Source organism: Kitasatospora sp. NPDC005751 (assembly GCF_040630835.1).
Classification (GTDB): Bacteria; Actinomycetota; Actinomycetes; order Streptomycetales; family Streptomycetaceae; genus Kitasatospora.
On record NZ_JBEXYC010000005.1, the window covers coordinates 213,739 to 235,671 of the forward strand.

The window sequence follows — 21,933 nt, forward strand, 5'->3', positions numbered from 1 at the left end:
ACGGATGGGACGGCGGGTGCGACGGGCCGGCGGGCCGCTGCGCGGGCGGCCGGGGGGCCGCGGCCGGAGGGTCCGGCGGTCATACCGCGCACTCCACCATCGGCGCCGCCCGCCGGGTCAGCAATCCCCGGCATACGAAGGCCAGGGCGGCGGCCGCCAGGGCGGTGCCGGTCGCCACGGCGAACACCGCGCGCGGCCCGAGCGGGTCCATCAGCAGCCCGCCGGCCTGCTGGCCCAGCGCGTCACCGAGGACGGTGGCGAGCGAGGCCCAGGTGAACGCCTCGGCCAGGGAGCGGCCGTCGGCGATTGTGCTCACCAGGGTCATCTCGGTGGCGGAGACCAGCGCGATGGGTGCGCTCCCCACGGCCAGCGCCAGCGCGAGACCGAGCTGGGAACCGGCGAGCAGGGTCAGACCCGTCCCGAGGGCGTAGGCCAGCAGCAGCCGGGGGAAGCGCGTCTGCGGCGCCACCTCGGACTGCGAGCGGCCGAGCCAGAGGGCGCCCACGGCGCTGCCGACCCCCCAGCACGCGTAGACCACGCCGGCGCCGCCGGGAGCCCCGTGGCGGTCGACGAAGGCCGGGATGGCCAGGGTCAGCAGGCCGATGGGCACCGCGGACAGGGCCATCACGGCGGTCAGCGCCAGCAGCGCCGGCTCCCGCAGGGGGCCCAGCAGCCGGCGCGGGTCACTCCGGTCGGCGGGTCCGGCGGCGGCCGGGGACCGGGACGGGCCGGTGTCCTGGTGGGCCGCGCCGGCGCCGTCGGCGCGGGTGCCGGCGGCGCCGGGGCCCCCGGTACCGGCCGCTTCGGAGTCGCGGCCTCCGGTGACCGCGGCTTCGGTACCGGCGGCTTCGGTGACCGCGGCTTCGGTACCGACCGGCAGCCGGGTGTGCGCGAGCCCCAGCGTGCCGAGGCCGCCGATCACGGCGACCGTGGTGAGCGCCAGGCCCGCCGAGCCGACCAGCATCAGCGCCGCCAGCATCAGTGGTGCGCTGATCACCAGCACCTCGGTCAGCAGGGCCTCCCAGAGGTAGGCCGTCTCGCGTTCCTCCTCCCGCAGCGGCAGCCGCGCCCAGAGCGAGCGCATGCAGGCGTTCGCCGGCGGCAGCACCGCCCCGGCGACGACCGCCGCGGCGGGCTGGGCCCAGCCACCGGGGTGGGTGAACCAGACCAGCACGGTGAGCGCCGCCGGGTAGGCGAGGGCGGTCGCTGTCAGCACCGCCGCCCGTCCGCGCCGGTCGAGGTGGCGGGCGATCAGCGGACTGCCGAGCGCCATCCCCAGCGTGTACAGCGCGGCCACCAGGCCGGCCTGGGCGTAGCCGCCGCCCTGCTCACGGACCGTCAGGACGAGGGCCAGCGACATCAGGTAGACCGGCAGCCTGGAGACCACGCTCCACCAGGCCGGCCCGGCCACCAGGGGTCGGGTGAGCAGGTCGAGGAAGCGGCGCGGCAGGCCGCCGGAGGGGAGGGTCACGCGGTCGGTCTCCGTTCAACAGCCGTAGGGGGCGGCGGAGTCGGGCGCCGGGCCGCCGCGCGGGCGGCCGGCCCGGCGGGGTCAGGTGGGGACGGCATCGGCCTCCCGGGCCGGTACCACCTCGATGGTGAACCGGTCGAGCACCTCGCGCATCCGGGTCTCCACCTCCGCGACCGACCCTCCCACGACATGGGCGTACCCCGAGGCGTTGTGGGAGGCCCGGCGGGCCGCCACCCGATCACCGGCACCGACCTTGAGGACGGCGTCGACCACCCCGGGCAGGCCCAGGAGCTCCTCCCGGGAGGTGATCCTCCGGATCGTCCCGGACCCGGGCAGCGGCAGCAGCAGGTCGCCCGCGCAGCGGCGCTCGCGGTAGTCGAGCTCCGGCCGGCGGCCGAGGTAGACCGCCAGCGTCGCGCCGAACACGTCGAAGCCGTACGCGTGCCCGTGGTTGGCGGGGATCTCGCAGCCCGCCAGCCGGACACCGATCTCGCCCGCGTACACCTCGCCGTCGATCAGGAAGAACTCCATGTGGGCGTACCCGTGGTCGATGCCCATCCCGGTGATGACGCGCTGGACCAGCGCCCGCACGTCGACCGCCGGCCCGTCGCCGGTGCCGACGCTGATGTTGGCGTTCATCGCGCCGTCGACGATGTCCAGCGGGCGGCAGGGCATCGCGCTCGGCCAGGCGTCCAGCACCTCGCCGCCGAGCACGATCGCGCACACCTCCCACTCGGTGCCGCCGAGGTGCTCCTCCACCATCCAGCGCCGGGCGCCGAGGTCGATCCCGGTGAGGTCCCCCGGCCCGGCCAGCCGGTAGGTGTCCACGCAGGCGAACGAGTCCACCGGCTTGAGCACCACCGGCCAGCCGTGCCGGTCGGCGAACCGCCCGATCTCGGCGCCCGACCGCACCCGGGCGAACTCCGCCGTCCGCAGTCCGAGTTGCCGGAAGCGCTCCTTCATGACGGCCTTGTCCCGGACCAGGGTCACCTGCTGCTCCGTCAGGTGCGGGAGGCCGGCCAGCGCCGCGAACCGCTGGGCCGCCGCCTGCCGGGGCTCCGACGGGTTGCAGAACCGGGTGGGCGGTACGGGCAGCCCCGCCGCCCACTGCCGGTACCGCTGCGCCTCCTGGGCCGGCGCCGCGCCCTCGCGCACCCAGAAGGCTGGCAGGTGCGCGGTTTCGAGGAGGTAGTCCTCCGAGAGGTCCTGGCGCGTCTCGGCGAACCGCAGCAGGACCAGCCGGTCGGCCAGTTCCCGGGCGGCGTAGCGGGTGAAGGAGGACGGCCGGTCGTCCACCATCAGCAGCACCTCGGTGTCGTTCACACCGACTCCAGCACCTGGCGGACGGCCTTGGCCGCGAGGGCCTGCTCCTCCTCGGGCAGTTCCGGGGAGAGCGGTACGCACAGCGTGCGGTCCAGGACGTCCCTGGTCCGGGCGAAGCCGTCGTGGCTGAGGGCCAGGGGGACGTCGGGGGCGTGGTTCCACGGGAAGCCGTCGCGGTAGAGCGAACGGCGGCCGGTGAGCACCGGGTGGTCGGGCAGCAGGTACTTCCCGAGCGTCCAGTTGGCGATGCCGGCGGCGCTGAGCGCCGCCACCGCGGCGTCCCGCAACTCCCGGCTCTCGCAGCGGAACCGCAGACTGACCTTGACGTCGCCGGCGGCCCGCGGCCGGACCTCCAGGTCGGGCCGGTCGGGCAGCTCGCCCATCGCGATGGCGTACATCCGCTCCAGCCCCGCGAGCAGCTCGTCGAGGTGCCGGAACTGCTGGCACTGGACGGCCGCGACCTGCTCGCTGGTCACGAAGTTCTCGCCGAAGTGGGCGTCCTGGTTCCACGTCGGGTAGTGGCCCGGCACCCGGGCCGAGCCGTGGTCGTGGTAGCAGCGCATGGTCGACCAGGCGTCCTCGTCGTTGGTGACGAGCAGGCCGCCCTCGCCCGAGGTGAGGACCTTGTTGTGGTGGAAGCTGAACGTCCCGGCGTATCCCGCCGTGCCGACCTGCCGGCCGTCGGGGAAGCGGGCGCCGAGCGACTGCGCGCAGTCCTCGACGAGGTACGGCACCCCGGCCGGCAGTGGGGCGACGGTGCCCTCCATATGGGCGACGATCACCCGCTGCGCGTCGGGCGGCACCAGCGTCGGGTCCATCGAGAGCGAGTCGTCGGCGTCGACGAGCACCGGGATCAGGCCGCAGGACAGCACCGCGCCGGCCACCGCGACGAAGGTGACCGCGGGGATGTACACGAGGTCCCCGACGGCGGGGCGGGTGGAGATCAGCGCGAGCCGCAGCGCCTCCGTGCAGTTGTGGACGGCCAGCGCGTGGCCCGCGCCCAGCCGCTCGGCCACCGTCCGCTCCAGCCGGGAGGCCATGCTCTCGGTCTCGGTCTGGTAGCGGAAGAGGACCTGGTGCTCGATCACCTTGCGCAGCTCCGACATGTCGGACCAGTCGAGGTAGTTCGCGCCGTAGGGCAGGAAGCGCTGCCCGAGCCGCTTGTCGAGTGAGCTCATGCGGTGTCCGACTCCGTGATCGGCTGCGCGGAACCGTCGACGACCATCTCCTGGCCTCGGTGGTTGCGGAGCAGCAGGCCTTCGGGGATCTGGGTGTAGGAGGGCGGCGGGATGGGGATCTTGCCGATCTTCGTGGTGAGGACGTACTGGGGGACGCCGAACCCGGTGATGTGGCCCTGCAGGCCGGCCATGATCTCCCAGCCCTTCTCGACGGACGTCATGAAGTGCGAGACCCCGGTGACGTTGTCGCAGTGGTACAGGTAGTACGGCCGGACCCGGATCCGCAGCAGCTCGGTCATCAGCGTGCGCATGGTGGCGACGTCGTCGTTGATCCCGCGCAGCAGCACCGTCTGGTTCCCGACCGGGATCCCGTGCCGCAGCAGGCGGTCGACGGCCGCCGCGGCCTCCGGGGTGATCTCCTTCGGGTGGTTGAAGTGGGTGTTCAGCCAGACCGGGTGGTACTTGGCGAGCATCGCGCAGAGGTCGTCGGTGATCCGCTGGGGCAGCAGCACGGGGAACCGGCTGCCGATCCGGATGATCTCCACGCTGGGGATCGCCCGCAGACCGGCGATGATCTCCTCCAGCTTGCCGTCCTGGTAGGAGAGCGGGTCGCCGCCGGTCAGCAGGACGTCCCGGATCTCGGGGTGGTCGGCGATGTAGCGGAGGTCCTCGTCGTAGGAACCGCCCTCGTCGTCGCGGAAGTAGGTGCCGTCGACGTCGGTCGTGTGGAACTTGCGGGTGCAGTGGCGGCAGTAGACCGGGCACGCCTCGGTGATCAACATGATCACCCGGTCCGGGTACTTGTGCACCACCCGGTTGGTCTTGCGGTAGAAGGTGTCACCGACCGGGTCCACCTCGGCGCCGGGGAACTCCATCAGCTCGCCGAGGGCGGGCACCGCCTGCTGCCGGACCGGGCAGCTGGGATCGTCCGGGTCCATCAGCGAGGCGTAGTACGGGGTGACGCTCCAGCGGTACTTGCCCGCCACCCCGGCGATGGCCTTCTCCTCGTCGGGGCTCGGGTTGATCCACTGACGGGCCTTGTCGAGGGTGGTGATGCGCCGACGCATGTGCCAGCGCCAGTCGTCCCAGTCGCTCTCCGGGACCCTGGGACGGATCAGTTCGGGGCGGGTGACAGCCGTGGGTTCGCGAAGGGTGTCGGACATGGCGGCTCCAGTACGACGCGGTCGACGGGTGTGAAGGTGCTGAGGGTGGGGCTGTGGAGGTGGCCGGGACGGGTGGGGCCGGACCGGCGGCCGGACGGGGTGGGGGGATCAGGACGGGCCCGGGGCCCGGGTGGGGTCCGGGGCGCGGATCGGGGCGGGCGGCGGCTCACAGCGGAGCCAGCGCGAGTTGGCGCAGCGTGCGGGCGACCCGCTGGGCGCCGCGCAGGTCGTCCAGGGCCGGGTCGAGCAGGTGCCACGGGCCCGCGGCGGGTGCGCCGCCGGCGCCGGACTGCGCCCACAGGCCCGGATCCGCGGGATCCTCGGCCGAGGGCAGGGGCAGGACGCCGGCGAGCTGCTCGGCCAGAGCGCGCTGGGCGGGCCCGAGCGCCGGTAGCAGGGCCAGCGGTGCCCGCCGCGCCTGGGCGAGGGCGAGCGCCCCGAGCACCGGGGAGGCCAGGAACACGCCGGCCTCGGCGTGCAGCGCGTCGGGGTCGGTCTCGGCGGCCTGGCCCAGTCGCAGGCCCGGCCGCCCGGTGAGGCCGCCCAGGGCGGATCGCAGCAGGTCGAGCCCGGTGTCGGCGACCACGGTGCAGCCCCCGGTGCGGTGCAGCGCGGCCGCCACCAGGGCGGGCAGCGCCGCCCCGGCGAAGGCCTCCGCCTCGGCGGCGGGTACGCGCCAGAGCGAGAGCAGCAGCAGGGTGCCCGAGCGGGACCGGCTCCGGCCGGTGCGCTGCGGCGCGAGCACTCCGGTGGGCCGGACGCCCCGGGCGGCGGGCCCGGCCGCCGGCAGCCACCCGGGCCGGTGGACCCGCCCCAGGGCGCGCTCCGGCGGCGCGTCGGTCTCCGGATTGTCGGCCGCCGGGGTGCCGGCCGCCGGGGTGCCGGCCGGCAGGTGCTCGGTCGCCGGGCCGCCGACCGGGTGGCCCGAGATCAGGTGCACCACCGGCACGCCCAGGCCCAGCAGGTGCTCCGTCCTCGCCACGTCGTCGCAGACGAGTGCGGCGACCGGCGGCGGATCGACGTCCTCGGCGCCGACCGGGCGGAGGTCGCCGAGGTGGGCGGCCACCCGCCGTAGGGCGAGCGTCGAGTCCAGCTGGTCCGGTCGGGCGCTCAACAGCACGCGGGGGCCCTGCGGCGAGCCGTGGGCCGCCGCCGACCCCGAGCCGGCGGGCGTGCGCCGGGTGGGCGTGGCCGGGTCGGTGCCGGGGTCCAGGGGTGCCGGTCGGTCGGGTGCGGCCGGTGCCTGCGGACCGGAGCTCAGTAGTGCCACGGGCCCACCGCCCCCAGTCGCGCCACGTCGTCGCTGTATCCGGCGGCCGTGGTGGAACACCCGTTGCACACCGCGGGACCGCGTTCGCGGAACCACTCGGCGTGGGCCCGGAAGACCGGGGTGTCCAGCTGGATCGCCCCCTGCTCCCGCAGCGGGGCGCCACCCGGCCCGTCGTCGCCCTCCCGGTGCGGGATGCAGCTGCACGCGTACATCCGCCCGTACTTGCCGTCGACGTAGATGACGTCGTCCGCGACGTGGCAGAGCGGTTCGGCCGCGCGCGGGGTGACGGAGTCGGTGAAGTACCGCTCCTGCTCCTGCGGGGTGTCGCCGTAGAAGCGCTTGCCCATCGGGACGAGCAGCGCGGCCGGATCGGCGTCGTAGATCGGATCGCAGACGCTTCGGACGTGGTCGGCGTCGGGGTAGGTGATGCTGCGGTCGAGCTTGAGCGCGGACAGCTCCCACTGACGCACCCCCGCCCCGGTCAGGACCTCCTGCAGTGCGGGCATCTCGGTGTAGTTGTGCGGCCCGACGACGGTGTTGACCCGGGGCAGCACGCCGAGTTCCGCGGCGGCGCGCAGCCCGGCGAGCCCGCTGTCGAACATCCCGGGCGAGCGCCGGTAGACGTCGTGGGTGGCGCCCGAGGAGCCGTCCAGGCTGACGATCACCTGCGCCAGGCCGGCCGCGGCCAGCGGGGCGGCCATCCGCGGCAGCAGCGACCCGTTGGTGATGAGGGACATCCTCATCCCGGCGGCGGCGCCCGAGCGGACCAGCTCCACCACGTGCGGGTGCATCAGCGGCTCGCCGCCGGTGAACCGGACGTAGCCCACGCCGGCCGCCCGGGCCTTGGGCAGCAGGTCGTCGAAGTCCTCGCGGGAGAAGCGGAAGGTATCGCGGGAGAGAGCGAACTCGCACATGAAGCAGTCGGCGTTGCAGGCTTCCAGGATCCGGATGAAGAGGTAGCGATCACGTGCACGCACGGAGGGGGGACCTTCCAGACGACTCACGGGACGGGCGGGGCGGGTGACGGGCGGTGCGCCCGGGACGGGCGGTCAGACGGGCCGGTCCGGTGCGGCCAGGACGCCGAGCAGGGCGTCGGCCACCTGGACCGCTCCGCCGGTGCCGACCGCGGTGGTGAGCGCGCCCCAGTCGTCGACCGCGGTGGACCGGCGCAGCGCCTCCAGGACGCCGTCGCGCAGGGCGTGGCGGACGGCCGGGCGGTCGTCGCCGAGCGCGGCCCGCCCGATCGAGTCGTAGATCAGCTCCAGCGCGTGGTCCTCCCCCTCGGAGCGCAGCGCCAGCGCCTCCTCCTCGACGAGCACGTCCTTGGGCCAGAGCACCCGCAACGGGGCCCCGAGCGCCTGGCCGTGGTAGCGGCCGTTGAAGATCTGGCTGAGGTTCTGCGGCGGCAGGCAGACCGTGGGGACGCGCAGGCCGCCCGCCTCCAGGAGGGTGGTCAGCCCGGGGGAGGTCAGCAGGACGTCACTGTCGGCCAGCCGTTCCAGGAAGGCGCCGTGGCCGAGCGGGCCGGTGGTCGTCCGGGGCGGGGCGACCGACTCGTCGACCAGCCGGCCCGCCAGCTCGGCGGGCAGGTTGCCGGCGATGTGCACCTCCTCGACCCCGTGGGCGGCGAGGGCCTCCAGGGCGGCGGGGACGACCAGGCGCGGGTAGTGCTCCGGATCGCCGAGCGTCGGCGCGCGCAGCCCGCCCAGGCTGACCAGCGCCCTCCGGTACGGGCGGCGGGGGCCGGCGCGGCGGTGGCCGGTCGCCGGATCCGGGCCGCGGGGCCCGGCGATGACCGCCTCGACCCAGCGCAGCGCCCGGGCGTCGGCCAGCAGGTCCAGGCACTCGGGCGGCAGCTCGACGCTCTTCTGCGCGCAGTACACCGTGGCGTCCAGTGGCAGCGCGGCCCGGTCGCCCTCGGACCAGAGGAAGGGCAGGCTGTCGACGAACACCGTGGGCACCCCGGCCGCCAGCAGGGCCGTCGCGGCGGCGCCGTCCAGTACGACCAGGGCGGCCCGCACCCCCTGGGACCGCACGAACTCCTCGACGGCCGGGGCCAGTCGCCCGGGATCGGCGGGCAGGTCGTGCCAGGCGGCCACCGCGTGCTCGGCGAGCAGCGGGCGGCCCAGCCCCGAGGCCAGCCCGACGAACCGCAGGGGAGGGGTGGGCCGGTCCCGCAGGGCGGAGAGCACGGCACTGAGCTTCCCCGAGCTGCCCCAGCCGAATTCCGCGCCGACGAGTGCGACGGTGGCCGGACCGGACCGCGAGCTGTGGTGGTCGGAGTGCGAAGCGAGATCGGACGGCATGGGATATCTCTCGCCTTCCTGGCAGGGCCGGCAGGGTCGGAATCGGAAGGAGCGCGGCGGCGCGGACGAACACGGGGAAAGCCGGAGGGAGATCACGCCCGCCCTGCGGTTCCGCTTCCTTCGGGTACAACCGTTCCGCAGATCAAGGAACGGCACAAGGCCTTTATCCGGCATTCCGACTTGCGAGTGAATTGCGCGATCGAGCGACTAACGATGATCTGATGAACGAGAGTTGGTGATCCATCAGTCCGGCCGGGCCCGCTCCGGAGGCATCGCCGAAAATGGATCGCCCACCGAGTGTCCGGCCGCTACAATCCGCGCATGGGCTACCTCGAAGCCGCCAGTCTCGGGCATGTTCTCGCCGACGGTCGCGAGCTCTTCCACGACGTCTCGTTCCGTGTCCCGGCAGGCGAAACCGTCGCGCTCATCGGCGACAACGGCGCGGGCAAGACCACCCTGCTGCGCATCCTCGCGGGAGAACTCCCCGCGCAGCGGGGGTCGTTCCGCAGCCAGGGTGCGGTCGCGGTGATGCCGCAGTTCATCGGCAGCCTGCGCGACGACCGGACGGTCCGGGACCTCCTGCTCACCGTCGCGCCACCGCCGCTGCGGGCCTCGGCCGCCGCCCTCGACGAGGCCGAGCTCGCGATGATGGAGGCCGACGACGAGCCCACCCAACTCCGCTACGCGCAGGCGCTGGTGGACTGGGGCGAGGCCGGGGGCTACGACTACGAGGTGCTCTGGGACACCGTGACGGTCGCCGCGCTCGGCACGCCCTTCCAGGTGGCCCAGTACCGCGAGGTGGCGACGCTGTCCGGCGGCGAGCAGAAGCGGCTCGTCCTGGAGGCGCTGCTCCGGGGCCCGGCCGAACTGCTGCTGCTGGACGAGCCGGACAACTACCTCGACGTGCCCGGCAAGCGCTGGCTGGAGGAGCAGCTCGCCCAGACCCGGCAGGGCGTGCTGCTGATCACCCACGACCGGGAGGTGCTGAGCCGCACGGCCGGCCAGGTGGTCACCCTGGAGGGCGGCACGGCCTGGACGCACGGTGGCGGGTTCGCCACCTGGGCCGAGGCGCGGGAGGCCCGCTGGCAGCGCGCGGCGGAGGTGCGGCAGCGCTGGAGCGAGAAGCACGAGCAGCTCAAGGAGCTGGTCCGGACGCTGCGTCAGCAGTCTTCGATCAGCGACGAGATGGCCTCGCGCTACCACGCCGCGCAAACCAGGCTGGCGAAGTTCGAGGAGGCCGGGCCGCCGCCCGCGCCGCCACGCCGCCAGCGGGTCGCGCCGGACCTGCGCGGCGGCCGGACGGGCATCCGGGCGATCACCTGCCAGGGGCTCGAACTCAGCGGCCTGATGCGGCCGTTCGACCTGGAGGTGTTCTTCGGGGACCGGGTCTGCGTGCTCGGGTCGAACGGGTCCGGGAAGAGCCACTTCCTGCGCCTGCTGGACGAGGCCGGCGGGGAGGCGGCCGGTACGGTGGCGCACACCGGCGAGTGCCGGCTGGGCGCACGGGTGCGGCCCGGGCTGTTCGCCCAGACGCACCGGCACCCGGAGTGGGCCGGCCGGACGCCGGCCGAGATCCTGGGCGCCGGCGAGGGCGACCGCCCCGGGCTGGACCTGGAGCGCGCGATGTCGGCCCTGAGCCGGTACGGGCTGGCGGGCGCGGGCCGGCAGAACTTCGAGACCCTGTCGGGCGGCCAGCAGGCGCGGTTCCAGATCCTGCTGCTGGAGCTGGCCGGGGCGACGCTGCTGCTGCTGGACGAGCCGACCGACAACCTCGACCTCATCTCGGCCGAGGCGCTGGAGGAGGCCCTGGCGGCGTTCACCGGGACGGTGGTGGCGGTCACCCACGACCGCTGGTTCGCCCGGGTGTTCAGCCGCTTCCTGGTCTTCCGGGCGGACGGCCGGGTGGTCGAGGCCGACGAACCGGTCTGGGACGAGGGGCGGGTCAGCCGCGTCCGGAGCTGACCCCGGCCGGCCCGCGGCGGCCGCGGCCGGCGGCGCGACCCGCTGTGCCCGGCCGACGGGAAGGCCGGCGGGAAGGCCGATGGGAAGGCCGATGGGAAGCCCGTCCCGCCGTCCATGTCCGGCAGGTTGATCTCCGTACGCCGAAATTCGAGCGGACCCGGGCGGCACGTCACCGGCCGAAGGGCGGGGCGCGGTGCGGCGCCCCGACCCCGGGACGGGAACGGGCGGGTCCCCAGGGGAGAAGGTGGCCAGAGCGTAGGGCGGGAGTGGCCGAAAATCAATACTGGACAACGTTATTTAATTGCGAGTACGTTGCCGCCGTGTTTCCGAATCACTCGCAGCCGCTGGTCTCCGCGCCTGCCGAGACCGCCGTCCTCGCCATGCTGCTGGCCGAGGGCCCGGTCGGCAGGGTCGAACCGGTCCGCCGTACCGGCCTGTCGTCCACCGCCGTCACCAAGGCCGCCAGGCCGCTCCTCGTCGGCGGCTGCCCGCGCGAACTCCCCCCGGAGCGCACGGCGCCGGGGGCCGGTCGCCCGGTGAACCCGCTGGCCGTCACCGCCGGGCGTGAGTACTTCGTCGGCGTGAAGATCGCTGCCGACGCGCTCCCCGGCACGGTCCGCGACTCCCGGGCCCGGAGGTGCGCCGACACCGTCAGTCGTCCGCTGGGGCCCGAGCGCGGCCCTGCGGCCGTCTGCGCGCTCCTGGCCGGGCTGGTCGCCGAACTCCTCGACATCGGAACCGAGTTCAGGGAGCGTACCCGGCGCCTGGGGATCGCGGGCTCCGGGGACGTCGACCGCCGTCCGGGTGGCGTCCGCTACTCCGTCCTCCCGGACCGGCGCGACGTGCCGGTCGTCGGGACGGTGGCGGCCGCGACCGGGCCGCGGGGCACCGTGGACAACGATGTCAAGGCGTTGACCGTCGCCGAGCACCGGTTCGGCGAGGGCATCGGCACCGGGAACTTCGCCCTGATCGCCATCGGGGCGGAGATCGGATCGGGTCTCGTCGTCAACGGTGAACCGCTCGCCGGAGCCTACGGAGTGGCCGGCGAGAGGGGGCACGTCAGCGTCGATCCGTCCGGCCCGCGCTGCCACTGCGGCGCGGTCGGCCGCGTCGAGGCCATCGCCTCCGCCGATGCCATCCTCCGGACCGTCCGACGCGCCCTCGAGGATCCGGGGGCGGACTTCGCCGGCGCCGTGCAGCTCACCCGGGACGGGGACCGGGCCGCGCGGGGAGCCTTCGTCCGGGCCGGTCGGGCCATCCCGGCGAAGGGCTCGACACCTGCGACCTCTTCGGCGCGCACATCAAGGAGGCCTACACCTCGCGCTGCTCAAGGCGGCCGCGAAATGCCCGCTGACCCTGCGTCCCCTCCCCTGGGACGAATGGGCCCGCGGTGGCGCCGTCGTGGGCATCCAGGCGCTCTTCCTCCCGAGGGCGCCACCACCCCGCGGGCCACCGGGGCCCGAACACCCGCACCGAGCCGCCGGTGCCCGTCACCGCCGGGCGTGCACGGCGGAAACCGGCCACGTCGGACGACGAGCCGTACCCCCCATCGCCACCACCAGCAGCCGCGCCCCGACACCGGACCGCCCTACGGTCCGGCCGCAGCAATCCACGGTCGCACCACTCCGGGACGCCACCGTCCCCCACCCCTGGAGGGAAAGCACCATGAGATCCAGCAGTACGGCTCCTGTTGTCCGGCGATCGGTCAACCGCTTCCTGCCCGCCGCGGTCGCCGCGGCGGCACTCGTCCTCGCGGGCGTGCCCGGCGTCACCGCCGTGCCGGTCGCCGCCGCAGCCGACTCCGCGGTCACCGCCCCGGTGCTGACGGGACGACAGCTCGCCGCGTCCTGGACGGGCCCGCTGAGTACCCAAGGCCGGTACATCGTCGACGCCAAGGGAGACCGCTTCAAGCTGAAGTCGGCCAACTGGGCCGGCGCCCAGGGCACCTGGGAGGGCAGCGGGGACGTCGACGACCCGGCGAACAACCAGGCGGGGCAGGTGTCGCACAACATCCCGCTCGGTCTGGACCGGGTGCCGATGGCCCAGCTGATGTCGGACTTCCACGGCCTGGGCATCAACAGCGTCCGGCTGCCGTTCGCCAACGCGATGATCCACGACACCACGACGGTGCCCGACGCGGCGGTCACCGCCAACCCGCAGCTCAAGGGCAAAACTCCGCTGCAGGTCTACGACGCCGTGGTCGCCGCGCTCACGGCCGACGGCTTCGCGGTCGTCCTCAACAACCACACCACCAGCTACCGCTTCTGCTGCTCCCTGGACGGCAACGAGCGGTGGAACAGCGGTCAGTCCACCCAGCAGTGGGTCGACGACTGGGTGTTCCTGGTGAACCGCTACAAGGCGAACAAGCGGGTGGTCGGCGCCGACCTGCGCAACGAGGTCCGCCGCGACACCTGGGACGACCCCAACTGGGGCACGGGTGACAGCCACGACCTCTACAAGGCGTTCGAGGAGGCCGGTAACGCGATTCTCGAGGCCGACCCGGACATGCTGATCGTCATGGAGGGCATCAACTGGCAGGGCATCCCCCAGGGCATGTTCAGCCACGGCCGTCCGATGCTCACCCCGGTCGGCCATCTGTCGAACACCCTGATCCGGTCGGGCAAGCTGGTCTACGCCGCGCACTTCTACGGCTACACCGGGCCCAACCACACCGGTGCGAGCGGTGGTTGGCAGAACGGGGAGACCAACGACCCCCGGTACCAGGACCTCAGCCCCGAGGAGCTCGTCAAGACCGTCGGCGATCAGGCGCTGTTCGTCACCGAGGCCGGTCAGCACTTCACCGCCCCGGTGTGGATCAGCGAGTTCGGCGCCGCCGGCCGCGGGTCCGACAACGCCAAGGAGAAGGACTGGTTCGACCGGTTCACCGACCTCCTGGCGAGCCACGACATCGACTTCGCCATGTGGCCGCTGGTCGGCTGGACCGACGCCAACGGCAAGCCGAACGACAACTGGGCCCTGATCTCCTACGACGCCAAGGGCAAGCGCTACGGCCTCCAGGACGGCGGCGACTGGCGGGTCGACGGCTGGAACCAGCTCGTCAACGAGCAGAGCAGGACCGGCCAGGTCGACAAGGTCGACCACTGGAACATGCTCAGCCTCTCGGGCGGTGACCAGAACCTCTCGATCACCATGCGCGCCAAGGGCGACTGGTCGTACGGAAACTACAAGGCCGCCTGCCCGGACAGCGAGCGCCTGATCGCCCTCGGGCGCGGCAACAGCAGCGGTCTGTGCACCGACGCCGACGAGCCCGCCGCCGGCAGCGGCGACTGGACCGTCGTCAACAGCGAGAAGTACGTGACCAGTGACTGGGCCTGGGGCTACAACAAGATCCAGTGCCCGGACGACACCTTCGCCGCCGGTTACAGCGCCAACGGCTCGATCGTCGCCCTGGTCTGCCGGCCCTCCGCCGCGCCGCTGCCGACCGGCGGCCGCACCATCTGGTTCGACCACGGCGACAACCGGCCGACCACCGGCGGGTCGGTGCAGAGCGACTGGGCGGCCGGCTACTACAAGGGCCAGTGCAAGGACGACGAGTACATCGCCGGCGTCGCGATGACCTGGCGCTGGAACGAGCACGGCGTCCCCGACGCGCTGCTCTGCCGCCCGCTGAAGTGATCCGTCCGTCGGCCCCGCGCCGGGGCTGATCGGCTTCATCGACGCTCGGGACCTCCGTCCCCCGGAACCTCCGTGCCCCCGGCCCGGAGACTTCCGGGGGCGCGGAGGTCCTGCCGTTTCCCGACCTCTCCGCCGTCGCCGAGGGCCCGCGCCCCCGGCCGCGGCCGGATCCGGAGGTGCGGGACGGACCCGGTTGCCCACCCTTCGGCAACGTTATCTACCCTGGTGGAGTTACTGTCCGGCTGGTAGCACCCAGGTCCAGGAAGAGGCGGTCACGTCATGCCAGTGGGAGCGGAGCGCGTCAGGCCGGAACCCTCCGGGCGACCGACCATGAAGGACGTGGCGGCCGTCGCGGGCGTGGCGCTGAAGACGGTGTCACGCGTGGTGAACGGTGAGCCGGGCGTGAGCAAGGAGACCGAGGCCAAGGTCCGCGCGGCGATCGAGCAGCTCCGCTTCCGCCGTCACGACGGTGCCCGGATGCTGCGACAGGGCAGCCGGACGCGGTGCGTCGGCCTGATCCTGGAGGACCTCGCCGACCCGTTCTACGCACAGCTCGGCCGGGCGGTCGAGGAGATCGCCCGCGCGCACGACTCGCTGCTGCTGACCGCCTCCTCCGTCGAGGACCCGGTCCGGGAGGAGGAGCTGGCCCTGGAGTTCTGCGAGCGCCGGGTCGACGGGCTGATCATCGTGCCGACCTCGGCCGACCACGGCTACCTGGCCGGCGAGCTCGCCGCGGGTACGGCGGTGGTCTGCGTCGACCGCCCCGCCGCGGGACTGTCGGTGGACACCGTCCTGGCCGACAACCGGGGTGGTGTGGCGGACGGGGTCGGTCACCTGATCCGCCAGGGGCACCGCCGGATCGGCTACCTCGGTGACGCCCCCGGCATCTACACCGCCGCCGAGCGGCTGGCCGGCTACCGCGAGGCGATGGCGGACGCGGGGTGCGGGACGGGGGAGCACTGGGTGGCGATGGGCCGGCCCGACCCGCTGGGCATCCGCTTCGCCCTCGACCGGATGCTGGCCGGCCCCGAGCCGGTGACCGCGCTGATGTGCGGTAACAACCGGGCGACCGTCGCCGTCCTGCGCGACCTGGCCGCCCGCGGGACGCACCCGGCGCTGGTCGGCTTCGACGACTTCGAACTCGCCGACATGCTCCCCGTGCCGGTGACGGTGGTGGCGCAGGACCCGACCGCGATGGGGCGGATGGCGGCCGACCTGCTCTTCCGGCGGATGGACGGCGCGCAGGCGCAGCCCCAGCGGCTCCAGATCCCGACCCGTCTGATCCAGCGCGGCTCCGGAGAGCTGCCCCGCTGACGCCCTGACGCGGTGCCCGGTTCCGGCGGCCGGACCCGCAGCCGGCGAGGTGTGGGACGGTCTCCTCTCCCATCGATTCCGCCATCGGCTGACACCGCTGTCATCAGTTGCCCGGAAGGGCGCCCAGGGTGAACGGTGCCCCTGTTCACGGCTGTGCTCTTCGAGGAGGACGATGTCAACTGCGCCTCCGGGCGTGCGGGGTGGCGCGCCGTCACGTCCTACTCGCTCGGGTCCCAGGCGGCGAGCTGCTCGAAGACGCCTCGGTCGCCGTCGAGCTCCAGGGAGTCGATCGGGATGCGGTTGTGCAGGATGAGGACCAGCTCGTTGGCCGTGCCCCGGATCGAGAGGGAGGCGGGAGCCGCGTCCGGGTCCTGGCCGGCCGCGGTGGCCGGCTGGGTGCCGGGCTCGGCGAGGCGGACGGTCCGTGCGCCGTCGGCGGAGAGCGAGAGGCGCCAGGAGCGACCCTCGGAGGCGTGGAAGTCGATGGCGGCGGGCTTGTGGGGCCAGGCACTCGCCGTGGCGACGCAGGTGGACAGGAACTCCTCGACACCGTCGAGCGCCACCTCGACCGGCAGCGGCCGCGGGGCACCGACGGTGATCTCGGCGTCGTACGTGTGCACCGCCATCTGCTGGAGCTGGTGCCGGGCCACGGCACCGGTGGTGTGCGGCGACTGCAGCGTCTCCCACCACGACCAGCAACCGCGATCCGGGCCGGCTTTCCGCAACGCGTCGACCAGCTGCTCCGTGGACTCCGCCAGCCAGGCCAGCAGGGCCTCACGCTCCCGGGGCGCGGCCGGGGCGCCCTGTGCCGCGGACTTGGCCGGAGCGGGCCCCGCGGCGACGGTGGCGGCCCAGTCGCGGCGTCCCTCGCCGATGTGCTGTGCCAGATCGAACAGCGTCCACTCGGGGCAGGTCGGTACCTGCGCGTCGAGGCTGGGCGCGGAGGCGATCGCGGCGCGGAAGGCGGTCGATCGTTCGTCGATCAGTCGCAGCAGAACGGGGAACTCGAGTGTCATGATCACCCCGAGTTTCTATCACCGTGCTCCGATGATCCGACAGCGATTATTCACAGCGCCCTCACGGGCGGACCTGCGTCACCGCGGCGAACCGATGGCGGACGTCGCGGACCGGAGACGGCAGGTCGACCGGAGGCGGGCCGCAGATTGCCCATCAGCAGGCTTCAGCGCCACGTCCCGGCCGAGCACCTCGTCCTCGGTCCGCCAGGCCGTCCCGATGCCGCCGGCCCGGTGTGTTCGGCCGGCCGCTACCGCCCGCCGACCAGCCGACCCCGGTCCGACACGATGCGTACCTCCGCCCGCCCCGCCTGCAGGAGGGAACTCTCGACAACGTAGGACTTCCCCCCGGTCGGCGGAGCGGAAGCTGGTGCGGAATCCCGCTTCGGACACCACGGCACCGGTCCGCGACCGCCGCATCGCGTGCCGTGGCCGCCCGGTGACCGGGGGCGTCATCGGGATGTCATCGGTCGCTGCCACGGTGGTCCGGTGACCTGGGTCGACCGCGGACCGCACCGGAGTGCGGACGCGTCGGCGCCAACTGCGTAGGAGGATCGAATGCGAGCACGAAGGATCGCGGCCGCGTCGGCCGGAATCCTGCTGACCGTCGGGCTCACGGCGGCACAGGGCGCCACGGCACAGGCGGCCACCACGCGGGTGACCGCCCCGTGCGAGGGCACCTACACGATCGTTGTCGGGGGCACCGGCAGCTCGTGGAACAACGACGGGTTCTACGGCAACATCCAGCAGCACGTCGGGTATCCCACCCAGATCCCCAACGGTGCGAGCGCCCGGGCGGGCGTCAACGAGCTGAACCGGCTGGTCCGCGACCAGCGCGCCGCGTGTCCGGGCCAGCACGTCAAGATGGCCGGGTACTCGCTGGGAGCCGGCGTGGTGCACACCTGGGTGAGCGAGAACTGGAACACGTTCGACAACGTCAACGCCATCCTCGTCGCCGACCCCAAGCGCCAGGGCCCGCCCGGTGCCAACGGCGGCGCCGTGCCCTTCGGCGGCCTGATCGGCCCGCCGCTCGCCGGTGCCGACCGGAACTTCGGCAACGTGCCCGTCAAGACGATCTGCCACTGGGACTACGTCTGCGACGAGTCCGCCGGCATCTGGACCTACCCGAACAACCACGTCAAGAACTACCCCGAAGACTTCAACATGGACCACCACAACGACAGCGCCAGCGAGCAGTGGTACAACGGCGCCTGGTACCCCTGGTAGCCGAAGAACGCTCACGCGGGCCTCCGTCGGCCGCCGGTGGCCGGGACTCCCCGGCCACCGGGGGCCGACGGCCCACCGGGCTCAGCGCCCGGTGAGGCCGAGACCGGCCTCGTCCCCGCGCAGGACCATCTGGAACGTCCGGCGCAGCATCCGGCTCGGCGGCACCCCCAGCTCGCCGGCCAGCCGGCGGCGGGCGCGGTCGAACACGGCCAGGGCGTCGGCCTGCCGGCCGCTCCCGTACAGCGCGCGCATCAGCATCGCGGCCACCAGCTCGTTGAGGGGGTGCTCCGCGGACAGCGCGAACAGCTCGGCGATCGCCTCGCAGTGCCGGCCCAGCCGCAGCTGCCACTCCAACTTCCGCTGCGCGACGGCGATCCTGCGCTCGGTGAGGCGCAGCCGCTCCAGTTCGGCGAGCGGGCCCGGCAGGCCGGCCAGCAGCTCCCCGCGGAACAGGTCCAGCGCCTGGGAGCAGAGCCGGACCGCCTCGGCCGGGTCACCCGCCCGATGGGCCGTCCCGGCCTCGGTGACCAGGCCCTCCATCCGCGCCAGGTCCACCTCGGCGGCGCCGGGGGCGAGGCGGTAGCCGCACCGGTCGTGCTCGATCACCGCGTCCGGGCCGCCCCCGCCGCGCAGGGTCTTGCGCAACCGGTAGACGTGGACCGGCACCACGTTCGAGAACGGCGGCTCCGACCCCCACACGCCGTCGAGCAGCTCCTGCTGACTGACCGTCCGCCCGCCGCGCAGCGCCAGCGCCGCCAGGACGGCCTGCTGGCGCAGGTGCCCCAGGTCCAGGGACCGCCCGTCGTACCGGGCCCGCAGCGGCCCCAGCACGGAGATCTGCACCTTCGCTCCGGCCGCCCGCCCGGCGGAGCTCCGCGGCACCGGTCCCGCCACCGGCGGGCGGGGGCCGCGGCCCGGGGCGACCAGTCCGCAGTCGAAGGCGTGGACGATGGCGGCGGCCCGGTCGCGCAGCCCGAGCTTCCCGAGGATCCGCGCGATGCGCCCGGCCACGGCTGCCTCGGAGACGGCCAGGGCGGCGGCGATCTCGTCGTCCCGCAGGCCGCAGCCGACCGCGTGGAGCACCTCGCGCTCCTCGTGCCCGAGGGCGGCGGCGCTCGGCCGGCGGGTGGTGGCAATGGTCGGCATCGCTGCTCCCTGGACGCTGGGCCGGCCGGACTGGCGGACGCCGTCGAAACGGTAGAAGGAGCGGCGCCGGCCGGGAATCCGGAACGATCCGGGGTGCTGCCCCCGGCGGATCGGCGGATCGGCGGATCGGCGGATCGGCGGATCGGCGGATCGGCGGAACGGCGAGTCAGGGGCAGGGGAGGAGCGCGGGGCGGTCCCTGGTGCGGACGGCCGGGAGCCAGCCGGTGGTGGGGCCGGGGAGGCGGATGCGGTACCAGAGCGTGGAGGTGCGGTCCTCCTCGTCGATGACGGGGAGCCCGGTGGGGAGCTGGCAGTCGACGTCGAGGACGTCGTCGTGCCAGACGCGGGTGGGGACGACGTTCTCGGCGGTGTAGGGGTGCCGGGGGTCGACGGCCAGGCCCAGGCTGCACTGGGGGTCGCGGTCGGTGCGGTCCTGGCAGCCGCGTTCGGCGTTGAAGACCCGGATCTGGGACGGGTGCGCGGCCGGCCGCGGGTGCGGCCAGAGAGCGGCGGCGGTGACGGCGGCCGTGGCGCAGGTGGCGAGGGCGAGCAGGGCGGTGCGCGGTCGTGGGCGGCGCGGACGGCGGCCGGACCGGTGGGCGCGGACGCGGGCGAGCAGGCTCTCGGCGGTGTGCGGGGCACGGGCGGCGTGGGTGGGGGCGAGGCAGTCGGTAGCGAGGGCGCGCCAGAACGGCGGGACGGCGGGGGACAGGCGCAGCGGGGCGCGGCCCTCGGCGTACTGCTGGGCGGCGGCGCTGCGGGTGGTCGGCGTCGCGCCGGGGAAGGGCGGGACCCCGGCGGCGAACACCTCGTGGATCACCACGCCGAGCGCCCAGATGTCCGCCGTGGTGCGGATCTTGACGCCGTGTTCGCCGAGCGGTTCCTTCCAGCGTTCCGGCGGGAGGTAGTCGGGGGTGCCCATGGGGGCCGAGTGGCCGTGGGTGCCGGTGAGTTCGATGGCGAGGCCGAAGTCGGAGAGGCGGACCTCGCCGTCCCGGCCGATCAGGACGTTCTCGGGCTTGAGGTCCATGTGGACCCAGCCGGAGCGGTGCAGATGGGCCAGGCCCTCGCAGACGCCGGCGACGATCCCGGCGCCCCGGGCCTCGTCGACGCCGGTGGCGAGCAGGTCGCGCAGGGTGCCCCGGGCGCGTTCCATGACCAGGACGATCGCGCCGTCGAGCGCCGGGTGGCCGGGGGCGGCCAGGGTGAGGGTGTCGAGCAGTCGGATCAGCCGGGGGTGCGGGGCGGTCCGGGCCAACTCGGCCTCCCGGCGGGCGGCTTCGGCGACCTGGCGGGCCTGGCGGGGGGCGAGCCCGGCGACCGGCAGCACCTTGAGGGCGACCGTGTCGTCGGTGGCGGCGTCGGTGCCGGAGTCGGTGTCGGCGTCGGTGTCGGCGTCGGTGTCGTCGGAGCCGGGCGGGCCGGCCGGGTCCCCGGTGCGGCGGGCGGCGTAGACGGTCGCCCAGCCGCCCTCGCCGATGACTCCGGTGACGGTCCAGTCGCCGACCCGGTGGCCGGGCGGCAGCAGTTCCCCGTCGTCTCCGCCGAAGGCCTGGTCGCGCACCACGGCGCCCCTCCCTAGCGTGCCGGCTCGGCGGTCTCGGGGCGCGGCAGGAGCCCGAGGTGCTCCTCGCGAACGATGCCGAACTTCAGGGCCACGCCGACGACGGCCTCGCGCTTGCCGCTGCGGCGGTCCGAGCGGTCGGTGTCGTCGGGCAGGTCGACGCGGAGCTTCTCGTCGGCGAGGTAGTCCAGGTGCGAGCTGACCGCGCGGGCGGTGAGCCGGGCGCAGGCCGGGTGGCCGCGCAGCCGGGCGACCACCTGGGGGGTGGTGGGCACGGCCGCGGGGGAGCGGTCGCGAAGCCACGGTTCGCAGAGCGCGACCAGCACCAGGAAGTAGGTGGCGGTCTCGTCCAGCGAGTACGCCGTCATGGTGCGGCTCTCCCAGGAGCCGCCGCCGCGGGCGTGCGGGTCCAGGTAGACGTGGTCGGGCGCGAACACCTGGAAGGACAGCGGGGTCTCACGCCGCGAGGGCAGCACCACCCGGGCGAACTCGAACGGGATCGGCGCGCCGATCCGCCGCGGCGGCACCCGCAGGTACTCGCCGGCGCCCTCCGGGTTCTCCACCAGGTAGGCGTGGGTGCTGCTGAGGTTGCTCAACTGCCAGTGGTCGTCGGTCGCGTGGATCTCACCGGCGAGCCGGGAGACCGTCTCGTCGCCGAGCCGGAGCTCCACCGGCGTGCCGGCGGAGCCGCGGCCGAAGCGCGCCCGCTCTCCCGGACCGAGCCGCAGGGTCACCGCGTCGTCGCCGTTCCCCGCCGGCAGGTGGACGAGAATCCCGCTCACCGTTCCCCCGTTTCGCATGCCGACCATTGCCAGACGGACGAACGTTACCTCCTTGCGCATGACAATAAACCGTATGGTGGCGCAGGCCACGTGACGCAGGGTCGGGCAGTGGCGGGGCGGGATCGGTGGGCCGGGGGCGGTGGGTGGCCGTCGAGGGGGCGGACGGCTCGCGGGCGGGAGCGCTCGCGCTCCCGCCCGCGGCACCTGTCCCCTCAGGTGACGGCGGGGCCGGGGGTGGTGTTCAGCCAGGTCCATGGGGACCAGGTGGCGAAGCCGGTCTGCCAGCGGTGGTGGACGCCGGCGGCGCTGGTGCCGAAGACCTCGATGCGGCCGTCGGCGTTGGCGGTCGCGACGATCTCGGTGCCGGCGTCGCCGAAGGCCGTCCACGGCCCGTAGGGCGCGTTGACACCGGTCTGCCAGAGGTGTTCCGCCGTACTCCCGTTGATGGCGAACACCTCCACCCGGCCGTCCGGCGACCGCTCGCTGGTGAGCTGTGCGTCGGCGGGTCCGCCGGTGGGTTCCCAGCCGGACCAGGTGGTGGGGTCGGTCTGGTAGCGGTGGAAGACGCCGACGGGGCC

General features: G+C 74.0%; 15 protein-coding genes and 2 pseudogenes. 5 read left to right on the plus strand and 12 right to left on the minus strand.

Annotated features, from left to right (window positions below; all coding sequences use genetic code 11):
• Positions 1-79 precede the first annotated feature (79 nt).
• From ABZ497_RS08225 to ABZ497_RS08255, 7 genes are all read right to left on the minus strand, one after another.
• Positions 80-1,471 carry an MFS transporter gene (locus tag ABZ497_RS08225; RefSeq protein WP_359803991.1) on the minus strand — a complete coding sequence of 464 codons (1,392 nt, stop codon included), beginning with the start codon at positions 1,469-1,471 and terminating at the stop codon, positions 80-82.
• A gap of 81 nt (positions 1,472-1,552) precedes the next feature.
• Positions 1,553-2,794 carry an ATP-dependent carboxylate-amine ligase gene (locus ABZ497_RS08230; RefSeq protein ID WP_359803992.1) on the minus strand — a complete coding sequence of 414 codons (1,242 nt, stop codon included), beginning with the start codon at positions 2,792-2,794 and terminating at the stop codon, positions 1,553-1,555.
• Positions 2,791-3,972, minus strand: coding sequence for a DegT/DnrJ/EryC1/StrS family aminotransferase (locus tag ABZ497_RS08235; RefSeq protein ID WP_329486281.1), 1,182 nt, complete (start codon positions 3,970-3,972; stop codon positions 2,791-2,793). The genes ABZ497_RS08230 and ABZ497_RS08235 overlap by 4 nt, the downstream gene beginning before the upstream one ends.
• Positions 3,969-5,135 carry an arginine 2,3-aminomutase gene (gene blsG, locus ABZ497_RS08240; RefSeq protein WP_329486280.1) on the minus strand — a complete coding sequence of 389 codons (1,167 nt, stop codon included), beginning with the start codon at positions 5,133-5,135 and terminating at the stop codon, positions 3,969-3,971. Before blsG ends, ABZ497_RS08235 begins: the two co-directional genes overlap by 4 nt.
• Positions 5,136-5,301: 166 nt before the next feature.
• On the minus strand, positions 5,302-6,405 hold the full coding sequence (blsF, locus tag ABZ497_RS08245; RefSeq protein WP_359803993.1) for a CGA synthase-related protein: 1,104 nt from the start codon (positions 6,403-6,405) through the stop codon (positions 5,302-5,304).
• Entirely contained in the window at positions 6,393-7,382 is a 990-nt protein-coding gene (gene blsE / locus ABZ497_RS08250) for a cytosylglucuronate decarboxylase (protein WP_359803994.1), read from the minus strand. The genes blsF and blsE overlap by 13 nt, the downstream gene beginning before the upstream one ends.
• Positions 7,383-7,454: 72 nt before the next feature.
• Positions 7,455-8,711: a hydroxymethylcytosylglucuronate/cytosylglucuronate synthase gene (locus tag ABZ497_RS08255; protein WP_359803995.1), complete on the minus strand. Its 1,257-nt coding sequence runs from the start codon at positions 8,709-8,711 to the stop codon at positions 7,455-7,457.
• Between the two features lie 321 nt (positions 8,712-9,032).
• Here ABZ497_RS08255 and ABZ497_RS08260 point away from each other — a divergent pair, with 321 nt between their 5' ends.
• The 4 genes and pseudogenes from ABZ497_RS08260 (at position 9,033) to ABZ497_RS08275 (ending at position 15,623) form a co-directional block, all read left to right on the plus strand.
• Positions 9,033-10,673, plus strand: coding sequence for an ATP-binding cassette domain-containing protein (locus ABZ497_RS08260; RefSeq protein ID WP_359803996.1), 1,641 nt, complete (start codon positions 9,033-9,035; stop codon positions 10,671-10,673).
• Positions 10,674-11,053: 380 nt separating this feature from the next.
• A pseudogene (locus ABZ497_RS08265) lies at positions 11,054-11,863 on the plus strand (ROK family protein); the annotation flags it as partial.
• Positions 11,864-12,338: 475 nt separating this feature from the next.
• Positions 12,339-14,309 (plus strand): cellulase family glycosylhydrolase, encoded by a 1,971-nt coding sequence (locus ABZ497_RS08270; protein WP_359803997.1) that lies wholly within the window; start codon positions 12,339-12,341, stop codon positions 14,307-14,309.
• A 279-nt stretch (positions 14,310-14,588) separates the two neighbouring features.
• Positions 14,589-15,623: a LacI family DNA-binding transcriptional regulator gene (locus tag ABZ497_RS08275; protein WP_359803998.1), complete on the plus strand. Its 1,035-nt coding sequence runs from the start codon at positions 14,589-14,591 to the stop codon at positions 15,621-15,623.
• A 218-nt stretch (positions 15,624-15,841) separates the two neighbouring features.
• Here the strand turns inward: ABZ497_RS08275 and ABZ497_RS08280 are convergent, their stop codons facing one another.
• A complete protein-coding gene (locus ABZ497_RS08280) occupies positions 15,842-16,639 on the minus strand; it encodes a maleylpyruvate isomerase N-terminal domain-containing protein (RefSeq protein WP_359804033.1) in 798 nt (265 codons plus the stop codon).
• A gap of 555 nt (positions 16,640-17,194) precedes the next feature.
• On the opposite strand from ABZ497_RS08280, the gene ABZ497_RS08285 reads away from it, so the two are divergent.
• On the plus strand, positions 17,195-17,863 hold the full coding sequence (locus tag ABZ497_RS08285) for a cutinase family protein (protein ID WP_329486270.1): 669 nt from the start codon (positions 17,195-17,197) through the stop codon (positions 17,861-17,863).
• 81 nt (positions 17,864-17,944) lie between these two features.
• On the opposite strand, the gene ABZ497_RS08290 is transcribed toward ABZ497_RS08285, so the two are convergent.
• The 4 genes and pseudogenes from ABZ497_RS08290 to ABZ497_RS08305 all read right to left on the minus strand — a co-directional run.
• Positions 17,945-19,009: an AfsR/SARP family transcriptional regulator gene (locus tag ABZ497_RS08290; RefSeq protein ID WP_359803999.1), complete on the minus strand. Its 1,065-nt coding sequence runs from the start codon at positions 19,007-19,009 to the stop codon at positions 17,945-17,947.
• Positions 19,010-19,175: 166 nt separating this feature from the next.
• Positions 19,176-20,576, minus strand: a complete 1,401-nt coding sequence (locus tag ABZ497_RS08295) for a serine/threonine-protein kinase (RefSeq protein WP_359804000.1) — start codon at positions 20,574-20,576, stop codon at positions 19,176-19,178.
• A gap of 11 nt (positions 20,577-20,587) precedes the next feature.
• Positions 20,588-21,355: a serine/threonine protein kinase gene (locus ABZ497_RS08300; RefSeq protein WP_359804001.1), complete on the minus strand. Its 768-nt coding sequence runs from the start codon at positions 21,353-21,355 to the stop codon at positions 20,588-20,590.
• A 212-nt stretch (positions 21,356-21,567) separates the two neighbouring features.
• Positions 21,568-21,933: pseudogene (locus tag ABZ497_RS08305) on the minus strand (M23 family peptidase); the annotation flags it as partial.